Origin of the sequence: Cohnella ginsengisoli (genome assembly GCF_029525555.1) — a bacterium.
Taxonomy (GTDB): domain Bacteria; phylum Bacillota; class Bacilli; order Paenibacillales; family Paenibacillaceae; genus Cohnella; species Cohnella ginsengisoli.
Genome location: NZ_JAPDHZ010000005.1, coordinates 1 through 18609, shown reverse-complemented (window position 1 = coordinate 18609; position 18609 = coordinate 1). Strand labels below are relative to the sequence as shown.

Genomic DNA, 18609 nt, shown 5'->3' with positions numbered 1-18609 from the left:
AGGGTCATCGGATTCATGAACACCAAAGAAACCGTCAGGGAATATCGCCCTGACGGTCTCTTTGTTTCGCTTACAGCGGTGGCTTGCTCCTGCAACGATGGTTTTCTCGCTTACAGCACGCTCCGGCGCCAGCAGCGCTCTTGTAACGTTGCTTTTATTCTTCGTTATTCTCTTCCACGCTTGCCGGCTTCCTGCGTCCGCTTGCTGTAAGGCCCGGGGCTAACCTCCGGCGGCTCGATCAGCACGGGCTCGTCCATCACCCGCGTCTCGTGTTGATCGACGATGCCGGCTTGCTCCGTTTACAGATCGTGCATTTCTTTCTCGTTTGGCATAAGTTCGCCTCCTTCTGCGTTCAATTAGGACAGCGTTAGGAAAAAGCCGCTTCCACAGCGAGCGGTGCCAGCGCGGTCGTCCGATCCAGGAAAATAAACGCGTCGTAACGCTCCGCCAGCTTCGTAGGCACGTAGTTGCCCCGCTCGTATTCGGGATGATAAACGACGCCGATCGCGCGGTGTCCGAGCGCCGACTCGCGCAGCGCAGGCTCGGCATCTTCAAGCAGAAGCAGCTTGTCGGCCGGTTCGAGCCGGTGAAGCAGCTCTTCCAAGCTTCCGAATTCCGCCGGAGGAACCTTCATCGCTTCGGTCGGCCGCCCCCCAGCCGCGTCCCGCGATCACGCTGCCTTGATAGGTGCCGAAGCCGATCGCATAAACCTCGCCGCCGTGCGCCTCGCGCAGCAATTGGCCGACGTTCACCATGCCCTCCTCGGCCATATCCGTCGCGCGCGCGTCGCCGACATGCGTATTGTGCGCCCAGACGATGGCGCGCGCCGCCGGCCCGTGATACGCCATGAGCCGCTCGAGCGCCGCCGCCATATGGCGGTCCCGCACGTTCCATGATTCCGCATCGTGACGGATCATCGTCCGGTAATAATCCTCCGCGCCCTTCACCGCCAGCGCATTCAGCTCGGCGGCCAGCGCATCCTCGCGGTCTCCGGGGCGCGCGGTCTTCCATTTGTCCTGGAGCTTGCGCAGAAGCGCGACGACTTCAGCCTCGCAGCCTTCGCCGTAGAAGTTGGCCGCGATCCCGTACTGCTGCTCCTCGCGACCATGCTGCTCGAAGCATTCGAAGGCGCGCTTCGCCGCTTCCAGGTCCGCGCCATCTTTTTCCCCGAGGTACTTCAGGATCTCGTCCATCGACTCCCACAGGCTGTACAGATCGAATCCATAAAAGCCGACCTTGTCTTCTTCGGCCTTGCCGTCGTTATATACGCGGAGCCAATCGGCGAACGCGGCGACCTCCCGGTTCGCCCACATCCACGTCGGCCAGCGGGCGAAGTCCCGCAGCGCGTCCGCTGCGATCGTTCCGGCCGCGGCGTCGCCTTTTACATAGCGGTTCAGGACATAACAAGAAGGCCAATCGCCTTCGACCGCGATAAACCGGAAGCCCTTCTCCACGATCAGGCGCTTGGACAGCTCCGCCCGCTCCGCGTAAAATTCCGACGTCCCGTGCGAAGCTTCGCCGATCATCACGATTGCAGCTTCGCCGGCCCGCTCGACGAGGGCGTTCGCCCGGGCGGCGCCTACATACGGGGTTGCCAGCCGCTCCAGCGCGTGAAAGACTTCGTTTTCCTTGTTGCGCATATCGGTCTCCCTTCGCTTTTAAACGAATGGCATCGCTTATGTTATCATGCTCCTTGTCTTTAAGCCCGATACCCGCGTACCCGTCGCGCTGTTCGCGATCGTCGGCACGCTATTCGTCATCCCGACGGCGGCGGAGATCCCGATCGTACAATCCTTATTGTCCACCGACAAAGGCATTGGATTAAGCGGAATAAGCCAGCAACTTTTCCCGCAGCATGGCGAAAGCTTCGCGCAGCCGTTCTATCGGTACGGCCGCGTAGCGGTCGCCGATGCTCACCTCGTAGGCGCTGCCGCCATCGTCCAGCGCTTTCACCCAGGAGGCCAAACCGATGTCTGTCGCTTCGCAAACGTCGGCTAGCATCGACTCCAGCACCTCCTTCGGCAGATCCGAATGAACATGGAACAGGTTGGATACCGGTGCCTTTGGAACGGTACGAATCGTGTGCGCGCAGTCGTTGTACATTTCCGCCAGCGACTTCGCTTCTGCGTAATACTGCGCCATTTTGCCGATCCGCCTGTCGAAATAATAGTCCGAGCTGATGACGTACGGATACAAGCTGATCAGGTCGCCGCCATGCCGCCGCTTCCAAACCTTCGAACGCGCGGTCAACGTCGGTTCTCCCGTCAATATCGCGCCTGCGACACCGCCAAGCCCTTTATAAAACGACACATATACGCTGTCGAACAGCGCACAGATCTGGGCGGCGGACTTGTCGTAGTAAGGCAAAATCTCGAACAGGCGCGCGCCGTCCAGATGCAGGCGGATTCCGCGCCCGCGGCAGTAGGCCGACATTTCCTCAAGCTCCGCATAAGGAGGCAGCTGTCCGCCGATCTCCCGCTGAGGCAGCTCGAGCAGCAGACAGGCGACGTCTTCGTCGAGCAGCCGAACGTCGTCAAGCCGGATGAGCCGATCGCGATCGGCCAAGCGCACCGTCTCGATCCGGTGAAGCTCCTTCAGGCCGTCCTCCTCGTGAATCTCGAGATGACTTAGCGGATGATAAGCGACCTTCCGCTTCCCCGTCTCGTCGCAATGGATGCGCAGCGCGATCTGCTGCGCCATCGTGCCGCTCGGAAAAAAGACGGCATCCGGCTTGCCCAGATAAGCGGCCATTTTCGCCTGAAACCGCTCGATCGTCTCCCCTTTTCCGTACATGTCGCTCTCTTCGTTTCCGTCCGTGCCCGCCAATGCGTCCAGCAGCACCCGGACGTTCCGCTTGCCGTGGCCGACGACCGGATGCTTGCAGTTTTTGAATGCCTCCGCCAAAGTGATGCTGCCGTTCATATCGATGCCCTCCCTGATTTTCGGTTTCCCCAGTATACCATTTAATTTATCGTTGACACTTCCTCCCAGACTCATGTATGAATAGACTGTAACCAACAATCGCATAGGTGCGGATGATGGCAACGGGAGAGATCGCCCAGGATGGACTTGGAGGCGGCGCCGAAGGAGTAACCCTCTTAAGAGAGGAGAATCTCTCAGGCAAAAGGACCTTTGCCGGACGCGACTCTGGAGAGCATTCCGCTGCGGGACGCGGAATCACCCACGGGGAAACTTAGTTCCGAGGACGGACCTAAGGTAACTCTCAGGTACAAAGGACAGAGCGAAAAGAAGGCGCAGGCAGCTTCGGCTGGGGGCGCGCTTTCTTTTTTGCGGCTGTCTTTTTTTGCGTCCAGGCGAGACCGGTCGAGTCTGAGCGAGAATTGAATCAAGGAGGCGAACGACAACGATGAGCGAGTTGAAAAGGACCCCGCTTTACCCGGTTTATGCCGAGCTTCCAGGCGTCCGCTGCATCGACTTCGGCGGCTGGGAGCTTCCCGTGCAGTTTTCGGGGATTCAGAGGGAGCATGACGCGGTTCGCCAGCAAGCCGGCCTGTTCGATGTGTCCCATATGGGAGAATTTCTGGTGACGGGCAAAGACGCGGAGCGATTCCTGCAGCGCGTGACGACCAACGACGTATCCAAGCTGGCGGACGGCCAGGCGCAGTACACGCTCATGTGTTACCCGGACGGCGGCGTGGTGGACGACCTGCTCGTCTACCGAATCGCGGCGGATCGATTCATGGCCGTCGTGAACGCGTCGAATATCGACAAGGATTTCGAATGGATGCGCTCGCATCTGATCGGGGACGCGTCCCTCGATAACGCGTCGCACCGCTATGCCCTGCTCGCTCTTCAGGGTCCAAGCGCTGCCGACATCCTCCAAGCGGCTGGCGCTGCGCCGGACGTTCTCGCGCTTCCCTCCTTCCGCTTCAAACCGGATACGACGCTGGCCGACGTCGGCGCGCTGATCTCCCGGACGGGATATACCGGCGAGGACGGGTTCGAGATCTATGTGCCGGCCGAGCGAGCTGGCGACGTCTGGCAAGCGCTGATGGCGGCAGGCGAACCGCTCGGTCTCGTGCCCGCCGGTCTCGGCGCCCGCGATACGCTCCGCTTCGAAGCGCGTCTGCCGCTTTATGGGCAAGAGCTGTCGGACACGATCACGCCGCTTGAGGCCGGCGTCGGCTTCTTCGTCAAGCTGGACAAGGACGACTTCATCGGCAAGGACGCGCTGGTCACGCAGAAGGCCGATGGCTTGCCGCGCAAGCTGGTTGGCATCGAGATGGTCGATAGAGGCATCCCCCGCTCCCACTACCCGGTTTATGCGGGAGAGACGCGGATCGGCGATGTGACGACGGGGACGCATTCCCCGACGCTGAAGCGCAGCTTAGGGCTTGCCCTGGTCGATGCGGCATATGCCGCGCTTGGCACCGAGATCGAGGTCGAGATTCGCGGCAAGCGGTTGAAGGCCGAAGTGATCAAGACCCCGTTTTATAAAAGACTGCCTAAGGAGTGATTAAAGGGCAATGACGAATCTTCATCGATACATCCCGATGACCGAGCAAGACCAGGCCGACATGCTGGCGACGATCGGCGTCACGTCCGTCGAGGCGCTCTTCCGCGACATCCCCGAGGCGATCCGATATCGCGGCACGCTGCCGATGTCCGGCGCGCTCGACGAGTTCTCCCTGCTTGCGCACATGAAGGCGCTGGCCGGGCGGAACGCGGATACCGACCGCTATAAAAGCTTTCTCGGCGCCGGCATCTACGACCATCACCTTCCCGTCGTCATCAACCACATGATCTCCCGGTCCGAATTTTATACGGCCTATACCCCCCTATCAGCCTGAAATCAGCCAAGGCGAGCTGCAAGCCATCTTCGAGTTTCAATCGTACATTTGCGAGCTGACCGGCATGAAGGTGGCCAACGCCAGCATGTACGACGGCGTCACCGCGCTGTCCGAAGCCGGCGCGCTCGCAGCCGGCGCCACCAAGCGCAAGCAGCTGATCGTCTCCCGCGCCGTCCACCCGGAAGCGCGCGAGGCGCTCCGCACGATGGCCCGCGGGCTGAATCTGGACATCGCCGAGGTCGGCTGCGCGAACGGCGTCACCGATCTCGCGGCGCTGCGCGAAGCCGTCACGGCCGACACCGCTGCCGTGCTCGTCCAGTCGCCGAACTTCTTCGGCGCGGTCGAGGATCTGGCGGCCATCGAGCCGATCGTTCACGGCGTCAAGGGGCTGTTCGTCGTCAGCGCCAATCCGATGGCGCTCGGCCTGCTCGAGACGCCGGGCAAGCTCGGCGCGGACATCTGCGTGGGCGACGCGCAGCCGCTTGGCATCTCGCAATCGCTCGGCGGCCCGACCTGCGGCTTTTTCGCCGTCGCGGAGCCGCTCATGCGCCGGATGCCGGGCCGCATCGTCGGGCAGACGACCGACATCGACGGCAAGCGGGGCTTCGTGCTTACGCTCCAGGCGCGCGAGCAGCATATCCGCCGAGAGAAGGCGACGTCGAACATTTGCTCCAACCAGGCGCTGCTCGCCTTGTGCGCTTCCATTTACCTCTCGACGATGGGCAAGCAAGGACTGCAGGACGCGGCTCATTTGAACCTGCAGAAGTCGCATTACGCGGCCGGCGAGCTGGTGAAGCGCGGCTTCGAACTGCCGCTCGGCGCTCCGTTCTTCAACGAATTCGTCGTGAAGCTGCCGGACGGCGTCTCCGTCCGAGAGACGAATCTGAAGCTGCTGGCGGCCGGCTTCCTCGGCGGCTATGATCTGGGCATCGCGTATCCGGAGCTTGCGGGCCATATGCTCGTCGCCGTCACCGAGAAACGCACGCGCCAGGAGATCGACAGCTTTGCCAGTACGTTGGGGGAGGTGGCCGTATGAGCGCACCGACGCATGCAGGATCGGCGGAAAAGTCTTTGATCTTTGAACTGAGCAAGCCGGGCCGCGTCGCTTATTCGCTGCCGCCATGCGACGTGCCGGAGGTTCCGGCTTCGGAGCTGATACCGGCTTCCCTGCTGCGCGGGACGCCGGCAGCGCTCCCTGAAGTGTACGAAGTCGATGTCATTCGCCACTATACGGAGCTGTCCCGCCGTAACTTCGGCGTCGACAACGGCTTCTATCCGCTCGGCTCCTGCACGATGAAGTACAACCCGAAGATCAACGAAGACACGGCTCGCTTCGCCGGCTTCGCGAAGATCCATCCCTATCAGCCGGAAGAGAGCATCCAGGGGGGCGCTTGAACTGCTTTATACGCTGCAAAACGACCTTGCCGCCCTTACCGGCATGGATCAAGTGACGCTGCAGCCGGCCGCCGGCGCCCACGGCGAATGGACCGGCCTCATGATGATCCGCGCTTTTCACGAGAGCCGCGGCGAGCGTCGCACGAAGGTCATCGTGCCCGACTCCTCGCACGGCACGAACCCGGCGAGCGCGACGGTCGCCGGATTCGAGACGGTCACGATCAAGTCCGACGCACGCGGCATGGTGGACCTGGAGGCGCTGCGCGCAGCCGTCGGCAGCGACACAGCGGCGCTCATGCTGACCAATCCGAGCACGCTCGGCCTGTTCGAGGAACAGATCGTCGAGATCGCCGCGATTATCCATGAAGCGGGCGGCTTGTTGTACTACGACGGCGCGAATTCCAACGCCATCATGGGTATCACTCGTCCGGGAGACATGGGCTTTGACGTCGTTCACCTGAACCTGCACAAGACGATGAGCACGCCGCACGGCGGCGGCGGACCTGGCGCGGGCCCCGTCGGCGTGAAAAACAGGCTGATCCCCTTCCTGCCGAAGCCGATCGTCGCCCGCCGCGAAGACGGCACGTATTTCTTCGACTACGATCGCCCCGAATCGATCGGGCGCGTAAAGGCGTACTACGGCAACTTCGGCATTCTTGTCCGCGCGTACACCTACATTCGGACCTATGGGCCTGAAGGCTTGCGCCACGTGTCCGAATGCGCGGTATTGAACGCCAACTACATGATGGCCCGCCTTGCGCCGCACTACGAGATTCCGTATCCGGGCGTGTGCAAGCACGAATTCGTCATGTCGGGTCGCGGCTTGAAGCCATACGGCGTGCGCACGCTCGACGTCGCCAAGCGGCTGCTTGACTTCGGCTACCATCCGCCGACCATCTACTTCCCGCTTAACGTCGAGGAATGCATCATGATCGAACCGACCGAGACCGAGAGCAAGGAAACGCTGGACGGCTTCATCGACACGATGATCCGGATCGCCGAGGAGGCTCGCACGAATCCGGAGCTCGTCCTGAACGCGCCATACGACACCGTCGTCCGTCGACTCGACGAGACGACCGCCGCCCGCAAGCCGGTGCTCAACTGCGCTTGCAGCTGAGCCATTGCTGACCGACGCGCAGTCCCTCCTTCCAAGGAGCGGCTGCGCGTTTGATTTATTTGGCAATGGACCGGGAGAGCCCGTCGTTTTATGATGGTATTCAACAAGTTTTTTCGTGGACCTCACTTCCGAGGAGGCGTATCGCAGGCATGTCTTTCTTACTCGGCTCGCACGTATCGATGTCCGGCCCCCGGATGCTGCTGCAAGCCAGCGAGGAAGCAGCATCGTATGGCGCGAATACGTTTTTGATCTACACCGGCGCGCCTCACAATTCCCGTCGCAAGCCGATCGAAGCGCTCCATATCGAGCTCGGCGCCGCCCATATGCGCGAGCACGGCATCTCGAACATCGTCGTTCACGCGCCGTTTATTATCAATCTAGCCAACACGATCTCTCCGCGGACGTTCGAATTCGGCATTGAGATGCTTCGCGATGAGCTGGCACGAACGGAAGCGCTAGGCAGCCGTCAGCTCGTCCTGCATCCCGGATCGCATGTCGGCGCAGGCGCTGACGCCGGAATCGCTCGCATTGTCGAAGGGCTTAATGAAGCGCTGTCGGAGCGGAGCGACGTGCAAGTATCGCTTGAAACGATGGCGGGCAAAGGCACGGAGTGCGGAAGAAGCTTCGAGGAGCTGGCGCGAATCATCGATGGCGTCACGCATAATGAACGATTGTCCGTTTGCCTCGATACTTGTCACGTCCATGATGCAGGCTATGACGTCGCTGCCGACTTCGACGGCGTCCTGGACGCGTTCGACCGCATCGTCGGTCTGAACCGGCTCAAGGTGCTGCACATCAACGATTCCAAGCACGAGCGAGGCTCGCGCAAGGACCGGCACGAAAATATCGGACACGGCCGCATCGGGCTCGATGCCCTCCGCTATGTCGTCCGGCATCCTCAGCTTCAGGGCCTTCCTATGCTGCTAGAGACACCTTCGATCGGGGCGAAAAAGTACGTCAACCCGCCCTACAAGCATGAGATCGCGCTGCTGCGGGGCGAAGTCGACGAACCTGTCTTTAAACCGGCCGCCGTTTCTTAAACGATAAAAAACGGTGAAGCTGCTTGGGCTTCACCGTTTTTTCGTTGCTTCTCTACTTCACGACGTTGCTTAAAAATTGCTCGAGCGCGGCCAGATCCGTAATATTATGATTGCAGACCTCGCTGTCCGCGCACATATAATTGCCGATCGCTTTGTAATAGTCCGGCGATGCGTTCGCAGGCCTGGACTTGGTCAGCGCCGTGAACAGGCCGACCTCCGTCTGCCGATTGCAGACGAAGCAGGTCCCTTTCTTGTTCGTCGGCGTGAACCGTCCTTCGATGCCGACGAGCCGTCCGTTCAGCGGGTAGACGATGAACAGCTTGTTCGCGGCGATGTCCGACCAGCCCAGATAGCTGATCGCCTTGAGATCGAGCGCGGCCAGATCCGGCAGCTTCAGCTTCTTGATCTTGGGGAAGAGCTTCTTCAGCTGCTGCTCCGTCCCCGTCTCGAACGCGATCCGGTGGCTATCCAGAGCTGCCAGGTACAGTTGGAACTCTGGCGCCGTCCCCAACCCGGAACCGCGGAGTACGATCTCTCGCGCCGCTTCGCTCGCTTCCGGGAATGCTTCCGTGAGCTTGAACTGCATATTCGAGCGGACCGATTCGACGATCTTTGGGTCGGCGACGGTCGCGCAGGCGTGCTGCAGAAGACCGACTTGTTTTTTAATCAGGTTATATTGATGGTTTCTAATGAATGGTTGCATGCTTTCAGCCCCTTAATTAGTATGGTGCGCTAATTAGGTGCAAAGCCCATGATCAGAAACGATAACGCTGGTACGGGCGATCGGTTAAAGCTGAAAGTCCTGCCCCATGCAAAGTATCGCCCTATTCGCAGGCTTTGCATGAGTTAAGCGCATTCCGGCAAAGTGATTTGCCATCAACTAACGCCCCCCTCTCAACTTGCATTATACCGAACGTCGTAGTCCGGGACAAATATTTCTCTGAACTTTCCGGCCCACGGCTCTTGCATCGGGGGCAATAGATCGTACAGTTCATTCGCTTTGTCTTTGTAGAGCGCTTGCACGACCTTGCAATATTCGATGCAGCCCGAATCCCGCGCATATTGCACGAATTCCTGTTGTCGGCCGACGAACTGCTCGCGCGACAGCGAGCCCGCGTAATATTCGTCCAGCGCCGGAAATTCCTCGTAACTGTCTTCGAGCATGAACAGCACGGGCAGCGTACGCTTTTTGTGCAGAAGATCGTTCTTGAGATCGAGCCTCAGCACGTCTCTCGCGTCGTTTTCGATCTGTGACACGATGCCCGCGCATCCGGCCAGCTGGTCCAATGTCGCTTGAACGTCTGGATCAATACCCTCGACAAGCGAATATCCCATATAGACGGCCAGCTGCACCAAAGCGCCGGACTTGTTCGAGACCATATGAAAATAATCTCCTTCCGTCTGTACCGCGTCGGTAATGTCCGCTTGCTGACCTTGAATCGATCTCGCCAGCAGTCTTCCGACGGTACGACCGAAGCCCGGCGTATCGCAGTTGCCGAGGATCATAGCGAACATGGCCAGCACCGCGTTGAGCGTAACCGCCGGATCGCAGGTCATCCAGGGTCTGTCCGGACTGTCCCGATCCTGCAGGTCGTCCACGATATCCAGCAGCAGGATGAGCAGTTCAGTCAGCGCCGCGTGCCGCTCCAGGTCCGGCGAACGACCGCCAAGCATCCGGTGCGTGCAGCGTGTCATCTCGGACCAGGACGTCTTTTCCGCCGCTTTCTCCGCGATAAATTTTCGCAGCGTTTCGTTCAGCGTCGCTTCAAGCGCGTATTCGTCCACCATGCGGTAAAGCTCTGTTCGTACGCTCTCGTCCATGCCCGTCTCCCTCTCAACTTTGGTATTGCGAACTTTGCACGAATTTCTCGATCGCTTGCGCCCGCGTCTGAACGCCGAGCTTCTCATAGATACGACGAAGATAGTTGTCGACCGACCGCTTGCTGATATACATTTGCTCGGCGATTTTCTCGTACGTATCGCCCTTAATGATTAGCGTCATGAGCAGCACTTCCTCGTCCGACAATAGCTGGTTGACGGCGTCTTTGCCGGATACGCTCTTCAGCTGAGGCAGCATGCTCTGCGGCAGGACGATATGGTTGTCCAGCACGCAAGCGATAATATGTTTCATCGTCGACTCGGTGACCCCTTTGGAGATGATCCCGCTAATCAGATTGGATAGTAAAAAAAGGAAGCAAGTCCGATACGTCGACGCCGGTGAAAATGATAATTTTGAGATTCGGATGCGCCGCCTTCATTTGCTCCGCGACCTGCGTGCCGCTCAGATCCGGCAATTGATAGTCAAGCAGCACCAGATCGGGACAGACGACAGTGGCCAATAGAACCGCTTCTTCGCCGCTCTTGGCAACGCCGGCCGTCTCGATCCGTTCCATTTGGCCGAGCAATTGCAGCGTCGCTTGCGCCATCAATGGGTGGTCGTCCACGACAATCGTCTTATATTTTCGTTTCATGCAGTCATTCCTTCTTTGAGCGGAATTACGGCGCTGAACGACATGCCTCTGCCTTGACCGGATTTAATCTCGAATACGCCCCGCATCGATAAAATTCTGCTCTTCAGTTGCTCTAACCCTATGTGAGAGCCTCCGATCTCGCGAACGAGATCCTGTTCGGATAAGAAGCCAAGCCCATTGTCACGGTATTGAATCATCAGCTTGCCGTTTGAAGCATTCAAACTAAAATGCACTTTTGTCGCGTTCGAATGTTTTTTCGCATTGTTGATTAACTCCTGGAATACACGGAAGAGATGACGCTTCATGTCCATATCGCAGGATTCGATCATATCGAGTCCCGCGTACCTAAACTCAATCTCAAATGACAAAGCTGATCGCTCTAGTTCAATCAGTTTGTCGATCGTGCGAACGAGTCCAAGCTCATGCAGCAGATAGGGATGCAGCTCAAAGCAACTCTGGCGCAAATTCATATTGATAATATCGATATAATCGAGCAGACTCTTTGCCTGCTCTGAATCCTGCCAGTCGTCCGAGTAATTATCAAGCAAGGCCGCCAATTTCCGTTTGAGAAAAAATAAATCTTGCATGGTCGTATCATGCAAATCGGTAGCAATACGAAACCGTTCTTTTTCTTGAAGCTCGAACATTAATTTCCTAAACCAGGCAATGTCGTTAGCGGAATTTTCATTTGGGATTTGGAGTGCTAAATTTTCGAGTTTTAACGACATTTGACTGACTAAAAATAAGTTTTCCATACTGACCGACAAATAGGAAACTATTAATTTTAGCCATTGAATTTCTTCTGAACCAAACATGAAGTTATTTTTTTTCGGAGATAACCATAGATAACTCTTATACTTTTGATTATGCGTTAATTCAAAACAAAGACCTGTATCAATACTCGGAGCAGTATCATTTAATGCATTCATGACTTCTTCATGCGAAACGATACCTTCGCTAATAATTTCGGTTGATTCAGCGTGCTGAAAAACAATCGCGCCTCCGTGTACGTTTAATATGTCGATAATATCAATTAAAATCACGCTCTTTAATTGTTTAAAACTTGAAATCAATCCTAATTTTTTTGAAATTTGATTGAGTGAACTTTGTAAGTAATGCTTTTTGGGAAAAAGGACTCTTTCCAGCTTGGATGTCAAATATTCCAATGTATATAGAGTGACGGAGAATAATAGCAGTATAAAGGTAAAAGCAAGCATTAAATTTTCAATTCTTACTTTGTGAGATACGAGTATAAGAATTAAACCAATAACGAGTATACTTGGAACAAAAGAAACAACGATTGCGAGTAAAAATCTTCGGATAACCAAGTCAATATCATAGATTTTCTTAGCCGACAATAAATAAGTCAAAGATAAAGGAAATAACAATACGACCCAACTGGTATATTCAGATGGAATCCATTCATGGTTGCTTGTCACTTTTGAGAAAAAACTTAATAACACAACCGGAGACGTAGACAGTGTAAAAAATATGCCTATCCATTTTAACATCAAAGCCAGATGCGGATGTGTCTTGCGGTACTTCATATAGATATAAAGTAGAAAGATAACATCTATTAAAATTCCGATTGAAAAGAAAGTCAGTTCGAATAACGCTAAATAATTATGGATGATACTGCTCATTTTCAAATTAAATAAGTAAACGAACTGTGGAAGTACGGATAGCCCAACGATTCCATAAAGATACTTCATATATCGGTTAGAAATTTTTATTTTCCCTTTCTCGTTCAAAAAAAACGATTAGAAAGTGAACAAGAACAACGGGGATTAAAATTATACAAACCCCTATTGAAATTTTCCCCAGTAAATCGCCTCGCAAGGAAGCTCCTAGGCTCATAAATGTAAATCCGATACTCAGAAAAACGAAAGATAAATATCTGGAAGACAAGGAATGCTTTATACCAAAGAAAAAAAGAATAGAGATACTTATTCCGACTAAACCGCCGGCAAACGATGAAAAGTCCTGAGATGATATCGTATGGAATTTTGAAGTGTCAATAATTTGGATAGACCCATCCTTAATGAATTCAATCGTTTTTGCTTGGTCAATGGACCCCCACCGTTTAACGGAAACATGCTTTTCAGGGAGTTCACCGTCTATACGCAAGACAGTATCTCCCTTTTTAAGTACCGTTCTAAAAACAGGACTCCTGTGATCGATCGCTTGGACTACCCATTCGCCATTTTTATTTGAAATATCTATATCTAAATAAGGATATCTAAACATAGTCACACAAAACCAAACTTGAACAGTCAATAGGAGCACAACACCAATTTTAACGGTCATATTTTTCATTAAAACAACCTCTTTTTCTACAAAATGTGCTATATTGAAAAAGTTAATATTATCCACTAGGAGGAGTCAATTTGATTATTACAGTGCCTTCGTCAGAAATCGCTTCCAAAGTAAAATCTCTTAAAGGTATGAGCCAGGAAAAACGTGAAGCTGCATTAAGTTCAGATTCCTCCCAACTTAAACTAACAACCAAAGAAGTTCGAATCCTACGTAGAACATTGCTGAATCCAAATGATAGCCAGTCCGAAACCGGTTGGTACTAAAAAAAGAATAAGCGAAGCGTACAATTCACGTTGTACGCTTTTTTATTTTGCAAACCGAATGCAAGACTATGCAAAAATGGGTGCATCTTCACGCACGCAAATTGCACTGACAACACCAATAAATTACAGGTAAACTTTAACATATAAGCGCATAGCATTCAAAAGATTTCTATTCCATTCATACTAAAAGTAAACGAGGTTTGCAGGTGATTACGATGAAGGTGCTTAAGGAAAGCGACGATGCGTGGTACGTCTCCCTCGCGGTTCAGACCGTGCTGCAGGAGCAGATGATTCGGGTACGGCTTAATCGCCATGAAATATTGAATATCGCAGAAGAAGTTCAATTGGAAACGCTCCGCTTCAAGGAAGCGGCTGAACTCGTGAAGACCCCTTCCGGAAAAGTCATTCCCCAAATGAGGTTCATTTTGGCGCATCTCCAGGACGACCATCTGGCCAGCAGTTACTTCGAGGCTAGATCGCTTGGATTGGATGCGGAATTTGTTCAAATGCTGCGTTGCGAGATCATTCGGAGAGGCATTAAGGATCTCGTTTGCGAGGATTTAGAGCGTTAATTTGTCGAATTCAATATTTTATTGTCGTTAAATGTTGATTGGTCTCCCCCTCCCCCTTTTAACTGCTTTCGTTGCAGTTAAACATATTTTGTTTACATAATATAATTTACGACGCCTTTATAAAAACCTCGATGCCCAATGTGACCCGCCCGTCTGGTATAATAACCCTAAATCAACCGCATGGAGCGCAAACCTTATGAACCTGCAAAAAGCAAAAGACCGCGAGCAATTGGATCAGCGCGTGCCCAGCATGCCCTGGTACGTCGAAAAGTTTATTAACTATAAGCTGCCGGACCTCTCCCCTTCGTCCCTGCTGGAGTACGTGAGAGATTATGAAACGTTTTTTAACTGGCTGATGCGCGAAGGATTGACCACGGCGGAGAAGATGTCCGACATACCGATCGAAGCGCTGGAAAAGCTGAAGATGGACGAGATCGACAGCTTCCGGATGGAGCTGTCGACCCGGCGCGAGCACGCCAACACGCGGACGACGATCTCCCGCAAGCTCTCCTCCCTTCGCTCGTTATTCCACTATCTCAGCCAGATCGCGGAGGATGACGACTTCTACCCGCTGCTGAAGCGCAACGTGATGGCCAAGGTGTCGATCAAGCGAACGCACAAACCGAAGGATACGGCCGCCAAGCTGGAAGGCAAGCTGCTTCAAGAAGAGGAAATCTCCGAATTTATCGCTTATATCAACGAGCACTATGCAGCGGATGTGGCTGACAACAAGCAGGCCCTATACGCACACGAGTTGAACCATACGCGCGATGCCTGCATCGTGAGCCTCGTCTTGAATTCGGGCCTCCGCGTATCGGAGCTGGTGAATTTGAACCTGGACGATCTTGATCTTAAAAAAGAAACTGCTCTACGTCTACCGGAAAGGCAGCAACGACGATACGTTTAAAACGCCCGTTTTTTTCCGTCAAGACGCTCTGTCTAACCTTGAGTCTTACCTGCAGCAGCGCGAAATTCGCTATCATGCGCCCAAACGGGAAAAAGCCCTCTTTCTTGCCCTGGCGAACGGCAAGAAGGAAGGCTCGCGCATGACCAAGCGAGCGGTCCAAGAGATGGTGATCAAGTACGCGAAGCGATTCGGCAAGCCTTATCTGTCCGTCCATAAGCTTCGGCATTCGTTCGCGACCGACTATTATTTGTCGAACGATCTGTACAAGACGCAGGAGCAGCTCGGCCACGCCTCGCCGGAGACGACGCAGATTTACGCTCATCTGACGGACAAAACGATGGAGGAAGCGATCGACAAGCGCCGCAGCCAGGAATCTTAAAAAAACGCTTGGCCAAAACGGGACGATCTCGAATCGTCCCGTTTTTTTATTCCGTCTGCTGCCTCAGCTTGTCCGCCACGGCCTCCATTTTTTGCGCCATCGTCCCCTGCTTGTCCCTGCGGTCGTCGATCGTGATCGACGTCGACACGCGCCGGGCGCCATGGTTGAACGGCGTCTCGTGCATTCGCCTGACGACAGCGAGCACGTCCTCGAGCTCGCCTTCGATGATCGTGCTCATCGGCGTCATCTCGTGTTTGATCCGCTCAGGCGCCATGCGCAGGACGCGCTCGACTTCGGCGACATATGCGCTCACGCTCGTCGATCCCGTGCCGATCGGCACGATCGTCACTTGTGCGATAGCCATTTTATCCGCTCGCATTCTTTGTCTTCGTCTCTCTGCACATCGACCGGATCTCGGCTTCAAGCCGATCCACCAAGGCTAACCCGGCTGCCGTCTCCATCGTCTGTTCACGGAGCACCGCCGCGTCGTCCACTCCGCTCAAATAACGCCCGAGAAAGTGAACGAATACATCCAGCCGGCGCAGCCGCATGAGCAAAGGCAATGCATCGATCTCTTCCCCGTTCAAGGGAGCGATGTCGCCGAAGCCCTTCAAAAAGGCGGCGGCCGCGCGAAGGTCCCCCCGCTTCGCCGATTAATCCGGCCAGCGCAACCGCCGGCTCCATCGCGCGCAGCTCCGTCGTGCAAAACTCAAAGTCCAGTATGGCCGCGATCTGCGTACGGTCATGCATGCTCACCAGCAAGTTGGAATCGTTAATATCGCCGTGCACGAGCTGATGCGGCAGGCTGCGTACCTTCTGCAGCGCCGCTTGAAAGGCGCGCATAGTCTCGCCGATCCGCAGAAGCGAGTCCCGCAAGTCGTGAAACGCAGCCGGCGGCGCCTCGCAGAAAGCCGCGATGACGCTGCCCGGACAAGACGGATGCGTCCGCTCGAGCTCGTAGCAGGGCAAATAGGCGGGAGCGGCCGTCGGCATAAGCTCACGCAGCGCAAGCGACAAGCGTCCGACGGCAGTACCGATCGATTCTGCGACGACGGGATCCATTCCGTTCGGACGAATGCCGTCCGTATAGGTAAACAATGCCGCATACCGCCCCGTACTGTCTGACAACGTCGCGTAAGTAGCGCCGTCCGGGAGCGCGAGCGGACGGGGTATGGCGAACGGCAGTGCCGCCTCGCTGAGCTTCAGCAGCACGTCGTGCTCGAAAGCGATCTTCTCCGCGTCTTTGTGCGTCTCATAGATGCGAAGCACGCGTTTGTCGCCGCGATCGCTCTCCGCGATCCGCGTCGTGTTGTTCCAGCCGCTCTCTCCTTCGGATACGGTCCAACGTCTCCCGGGATCATAGCGGTTTAATAATGCTTCAAAAGGCATGCCTATCCTCCGATCTTCGTCGCCGAACGGCCAATGGCGGTCCTCTCTGCCTCGGTGAAAATCCCCAATCTCCAGAAAGCGGCGCCGCCCAGGCCGTAGCGCTTCGCGAGGCCGAGCTTGTCGTCGACCGTCGTCTCGTTTTCCGCGTCCAAATTAATCGCCAACAAGAGCTTAGACTTCGGCGCGCCCGTCGCGATCGCCTTGCTGATCGCCTCGTCGACTTTCGCGTTCGGTTGCGGCTTTTTGTTGTCGCCGTAATCGTAAGCCATGATGACAAGCTCGTCGGCCATTTTGGCCAGCGCCGCATAATCGTATCCTTTGTATTCGCCGTTCAGCGGAGGTACCGCGAGCGACACCTTGATGCCGTCCGGCTTGACGGCTGCGACGAGCTGCTTGACGTAGGCATTCAGCGCCGATTGGGCCATCGCCGGATCGTCACGCCAGCCGAGCCCTTCGAAGTCGAGCATGATGCCGCCGAACGCATTGTCCTTCACAAGGGTATGCAGGCGTTCGATCGAAGCGTCACGCAGCGTCTTGTCCGTCAGCATCTTCATGAGCTGTCCCTTGCCGTCCTTGCCCAGCACGGCCAGGTAGCTGCCGGCGCCGTTCGCATTGACCTGCCCGACGATCGATTCCGGCGTATCGTCGCCGGCGGCTTGCGGCCAATACCATCGGTCGCCGGTCGTGTCGACTAAGGTGATCTCGCCATTGTAATCGACCTGGCTCCAACCGAAAGCAACGTCGTTCATATCCTTCGTTAGCGCCAGCTGACTATAAGCCGCGACAGCATAAAAGCCAAGCAGCCGCATCTCGCGCTGCGGCGAAACGACGCGTACTATTTTCGCCGGCCCGTCCCATGTCACATTGGCGCCGAAGGCCTGACTAAAAAATGCAAGCGGCACGAGTACCGAATCGTGAGACATGACAGGCGCCGCATTCAACGTAAATTTAACGCCATTAATAGATGCCGATTTCTGGCCGAGCGTCAGATGCACTTCGACCGCTTGCCCCCCAGCGTCTTTGCCCTTGGCGACGACCGATTTGGTCGCGGGTAACCATACCGCGTTAACGTCGAGCGCTTCGGCAATTTTGCGGAAAGGCAACAGGATCGTCCCCTTGCTGTTGATCGGCGGCACGGGAACGGGGAACTTCACGTCGTCGAGCACGATCGTGACCGCAGGGGCAGCGACGGCCGCCGTTGCGTCTTGTGCGCCGAGCGGCAGCAAAATAGCCGACGCCAGGACGGCCGGCAGCCATTTTTGAACGGGTTTAGGCAATTTCATCGGTAAGCTCCTTTTCTACCAAGCGATCTATGAATCTCTTCATTAGACGCTTTAGAAGATTAGGAGTTGCATCCGTCCGCTAAAAATTCCCTAAAGAGGGTCTTCTAGTATCGCCCCCCTTGCAGCATATACTAACTTATTTAACGTCATTAATTTAAAGGCCCCCTTGATGCGAACATAAGCACGAATGGTGCATAAAGAAGGATTTTTCGCAATTAGTTTACATAATATATTTTATGAATGCTTTTCATTCAGTCCATTCCGACCTCAATAATCCCATTTGGATCACGTCCGCATATCGACCGTTGCGATACAGCTTCTCTCGCAGCCTCCCCCTCTTCGACGAATCCGCACTTCAAATAACTGCGGTACGCCCGTTCGTTGAAGTCGTACACTTCCAGTTCCAGCCGATTCAGGTTTAACTCCTTAAAGGCATACCCGCACAGCAGACGCATCGCCTCCGTCCCCAACCCTTGCCCGCAGCGCTCCGGCGCGCCGATCACGATGCCGATCCGTCCGCAACGGTTTTTCCATTCGATCGCATCCAGCCCGATCTGCCCGATATACAGCTCCGTATCCGCCTCCGCGATGACGAAGCCGCGGCTGTCCGGCCGAGGATCCATCATGTCGGCGAGAAAACCCTCCGTCGATTCCAGGCCGTGAGGA

At 55.4% G+C, this 18609-nt stretch carries 17 protein-coding genes, 3 pseudogenes and 2 riboswitches; of the genes and pseudogenes, 7 read left to right on the top strand and 13 right to left on the bottom strand.

Annotation, left to right across the window (positions count from 1 at the left end; translation table 11 throughout):
- Positions 1 to 367: 367 nt before the first annotated feature.
- The 3 genes from OMP38_RS26090 to OMP38_RS26080 all read right to left on the bottom strand — a co-directional run bounded on the left by OMP38_RS26090 (position 368) and on the right by OMP38_RS26080 (position 2922).
- Positions 368 to 604: an erythromycin esterase family protein gene (locus OMP38_RS26090; RefSeq protein ID WP_277567687.1), complete on the bottom strand. Its 237-nt coding sequence runs from the start codon at positions 602 to 604 to the stop codon at positions 368 to 370.
- Positions 552 to 1640, bottom strand: a complete 1089-nt coding sequence (locus OMP38_RS26085; protein WP_277567686.1) for an erythromycin esterase family protein — start codon at positions 1638 to 1640, stop codon at positions 552 to 554. The genes OMP38_RS26090 and OMP38_RS26085 overlap by 53 nt, the downstream gene beginning before the upstream one ends.
- A 181-nt stretch (positions 1641 to 1821) precedes the next feature.
- A complete protein-coding gene (locus OMP38_RS26080; RefSeq protein ID WP_277567685.1) occupies positions 1822 to 2922 on the bottom strand; it encodes a threonine aldolase family protein in 1101 nt (366 codons plus the stop codon).
- 113 nt (positions 2923 to 3035) lie between these two features.
- A riboswitch (glycine riboswitch) is annotated at positions 3036 to 3142 on the top strand.
- A 3-nt stretch (positions 3143 to 3145) separates the two neighbouring features.
- A riboswitch (glycine riboswitch) is annotated at positions 3146 to 3242 on the top strand.
- Between the two features lie 125 nt (positions 3243 to 3367).
- Here OMP38_RS26080 and gcvT point away from each other — a divergent pair.
- From gcvT to OMP38_RS26060, 4 genes and pseudogenes are all read left to right on the top strand, one after another.
- A complete protein-coding gene (gene gcvT, locus OMP38_RS26075; protein ID WP_277567684.1) occupies positions 3368 to 4477 on the top strand; it encodes a glycine cleavage system aminomethyltransferase GcvT in 1110 nt (369 codons plus the stop codon).
- A gap of 10 nt (positions 4478 to 4487) precedes the next feature.
- Positions 4488 to 5847, top strand: a pseudogene (gcvPA, locus tag OMP38_RS26070) (aminomethyl-transferring glycine dehydrogenase subunit GcvPA).
- Positions 5844 to 7323: pseudogene (gcvPB, locus tag OMP38_RS26065) on the top strand (aminomethyl-transferring glycine dehydrogenase subunit GcvPB). Before gcvPA ends, gcvPB begins: the two co-directional pseudogenes overlap by 4 nt.
- A 149-nt stretch (positions 7324 to 7472) precedes the next feature.
- Positions 7473 to 8363: a deoxyribonuclease IV gene (locus OMP38_RS26060; RefSeq protein WP_277567683.1), complete on the top strand. Its 891-nt coding sequence runs from the start codon at positions 7473 to 7475 to the stop codon at positions 8361 to 8363.
- A gap of 52 nt (positions 8364 to 8415) precedes the next feature.
- Here OMP38_RS26060 and OMP38_RS26055 read toward each other — a convergent pair whose 3' ends face one another.
- The 6 genes from OMP38_RS26055 to OMP38_RS26030 form a co-directional block, all read right to left on the bottom strand.
- Positions 8416 to 9066, bottom strand: a complete 651-nt coding sequence (locus tag OMP38_RS26055) for a FusB/FusC family EF-G-binding protein (RefSeq protein ID WP_277567682.1) — start codon at positions 9064 to 9066, stop codon at positions 8416 to 8418.
- Between the two features lie 191 nt (positions 9067 to 9257).
- Entirely contained in the window at positions 9258 to 10184 is a 927-nt protein-coding gene (locus tag OMP38_RS26050) for a polyprenyl synthetase family protein (RefSeq protein WP_277567681.1), read from the bottom strand.
- A 13-nt stretch (positions 10185 to 10197) separates the two neighbouring features.
- On the bottom strand, positions 10198 to 10494 hold the full coding sequence (locus OMP38_RS26045) for a response regulator transcription factor (protein ID WP_277567680.1): 297 nt from the start codon (positions 10492 to 10494) through the stop codon (positions 10198 to 10200).
- 34 nt (positions 10495 to 10528) lie between these two features.
- Complete coding sequence (locus tag OMP38_RS26040) at positions 10529 to 10834, bottom strand: response regulator (protein WP_277567679.1); 306 nt, start codon at positions 10832 to 10834, stop codon at positions 10529 to 10531.
- Positions 10831 to 12345 carry a sensor histidine kinase gene (locus OMP38_RS26035; RefSeq protein WP_277567678.1) on the bottom strand — a complete coding sequence of 505 codons (1515 nt, stop codon included), beginning with the start codon at positions 12343 to 12345 and terminating at the stop codon, positions 10831 to 10833. The genes OMP38_RS26040 and OMP38_RS26035 overlap by 4 nt, the downstream gene beginning before the upstream one ends.
- A gap of 208 nt (positions 12346 to 12553) precedes the next feature.
- On the bottom strand, positions 12554 to 13150 hold the full coding sequence (locus OMP38_RS26030; protein WP_277567677.1) for a hypothetical protein: 597 nt from the start codon (positions 13148 to 13150) through the stop codon (positions 12554 to 12556).
- Between the two features lie 71 nt (positions 13151 to 13221).
- Here OMP38_RS26030 and OMP38_RS26025 point away from each other — a divergent pair, with 71 nt between their 5' ends.
- The 3 genes and pseudogenes from OMP38_RS26025 (at position 13222) to xerS (ending at position 15271) form a co-directional block, all read left to right on the top strand.
- Positions 13222 to 13413, top strand: coding sequence for a hypothetical protein (locus tag OMP38_RS26025; protein WP_277563394.1), 192 nt, complete (start codon positions 13222 to 13224; stop codon positions 13411 to 13413).
- 215 nt (positions 13414 to 13628) lie between these two features.
- The gene (gene sda / locus OMP38_RS26020; RefSeq protein WP_277565119.1) at positions 13629 to 13985 is read left to right on the top strand and encodes a sporulation histidine kinase inhibitor Sda; all 357 of its coding nucleotides are present in this window, start codon (positions 13629 to 13631) and stop codon (positions 13983 to 13985) included.
- A 196-nt stretch (positions 13986 to 14181) separates the two neighbouring features.
- A pseudogene (gene xerS, locus OMP38_RS26015) lies at positions 14182 to 15271 on the top strand (tyrosine recombinase XerS).
- Positions 15272 to 15317: 46 nt separating this feature from the next.
- On the opposite strand, the gene OMP38_RS26010 reads toward xerS, so the two are convergent.
- The 4 genes from OMP38_RS26010 to OMP38_RS25995 all read right to left on the bottom strand — a co-directional run.
- On the bottom strand, positions 15318 to 15635 hold the full coding sequence (locus tag OMP38_RS26010; protein ID WP_277563395.1) for an MTH1187 family thiamine-binding protein: 318 nt from the start codon (positions 15633 to 15635) through the stop codon (positions 15318 to 15320).
- 104 nt (positions 15636 to 15739) lie between these two features.
- Positions 15740 to 16660 (bottom strand): phosphotransferase, encoded by a 921-nt coding sequence (locus OMP38_RS26005; RefSeq protein WP_277567676.1) that lies wholly within the window; start codon positions 16658 to 16660, stop codon positions 15740 to 15742.
- A 2-nt stretch (positions 16661 to 16662) separates the two neighbouring features.
- On the bottom strand, positions 16663 to 17943 hold the full coding sequence (locus OMP38_RS26000) for a stalk domain-containing protein (protein ID WP_277563398.1): 1281 nt from the start codon (positions 17941 to 17943) through the stop codon (positions 16663 to 16665).
- Positions 17944 to 18194: 251 nt separating this feature from the next.
- Positions 18195 to 18609 (bottom strand): GNAT family N-acetyltransferase (locus tag OMP38_RS25995; protein WP_277567675.1); only part of this gene is annotated, 415 nt, incomplete at its 5' end.

Coding starts and splice junctions, on each gene's coding strand:
- OMP38_RS26000 (WP_277563398.1), bottom strand. CDS start 17,943: ATGAAATTGCCTAAACCCGTTCAAAAATGGCTGCCGGCCGTCCTGGCG.
- OMP38_RS26040 (WP_277567679.1), bottom strand. CDS start 10,834: ATGAAACGAAAATATAAGACGATTGTCGTGGACGACCACCCATTGATG.
- OMP38_RS26045 (WP_277567680.1), bottom strand. CDS start 10,494: ATGAAACATATTATCGCTTGCGTGCTGGACAACCATATCGTCCTGCCG.
- OMP38_RS26030 (WP_277567677.1), bottom strand. CDS start 13,150: ATGAAAAATATGACCGTTAAAATTGGTGTTGTGCTCCTATTGACTGTT.
- gcvT (WP_277567684.1), top strand. CDS start 3,368: ATGAGCGAGTTGAAAAGGACCCCGCTTTACCCGGTTTATGCCGAGCTT.
- OMP38_RS26080 (WP_277567685.1), bottom strand. CDS start 2,922: ATGAACGGCAGCATCACTTTGGCGGAGGCATTCAAAAACTGCAAGCAT.
- OMP38_RS26060 (WP_277567683.1), top strand. CDS start 7,473: ATGTCTTTCTTACTCGGCTCGCACGTATCGATGTCCGGCCCCCGGATG.
- OMP38_RS26085 (WP_277567686.1), bottom strand. CDS start 1,640: ATGCGCAACAAGGAAAACGAAGTCTTTCACGCGCTGGAGCGGCTGGCA.
- OMP38_RS26055 (WP_277567682.1), bottom strand. CDS start 9,066: ATGCAACCATTCATTAGAAACCATCAATATAACCTGATTAAAAAACAA.
- OMP38_RS26005 (WP_277567676.1), bottom strand. CDS start 16,660: ATGCCTTTTGAAGCATTATTAAACCGCTATGATCCCGGGAGACGTTGG.
- OMP38_RS26010 (WP_277563395.1), bottom strand. CDS start 15,635: ATGGCTATCGCACAAGTGACGATCGTGCCGATCGGCACGGGATCGACG.
- sda (WP_277565119.1), top strand. CDS start 13,629: ATGAAGGTGCTTAAGGAAAGCGACGATGCGTGGTACGTCTCCCTCGCG.
- OMP38_RS26050 (WP_277567681.1), bottom strand. CDS start 10,184: ATGGACGAGAGCGTACGAACAGAGCTTTACCGCATGGTGGACGAATAC.
- OMP38_RS26035 (WP_277567678.1), bottom strand. CDS start 12,345: ATGTTAAAATGGATAGGCATATTTTTTACACTGTCTACGTCTCCGGTT.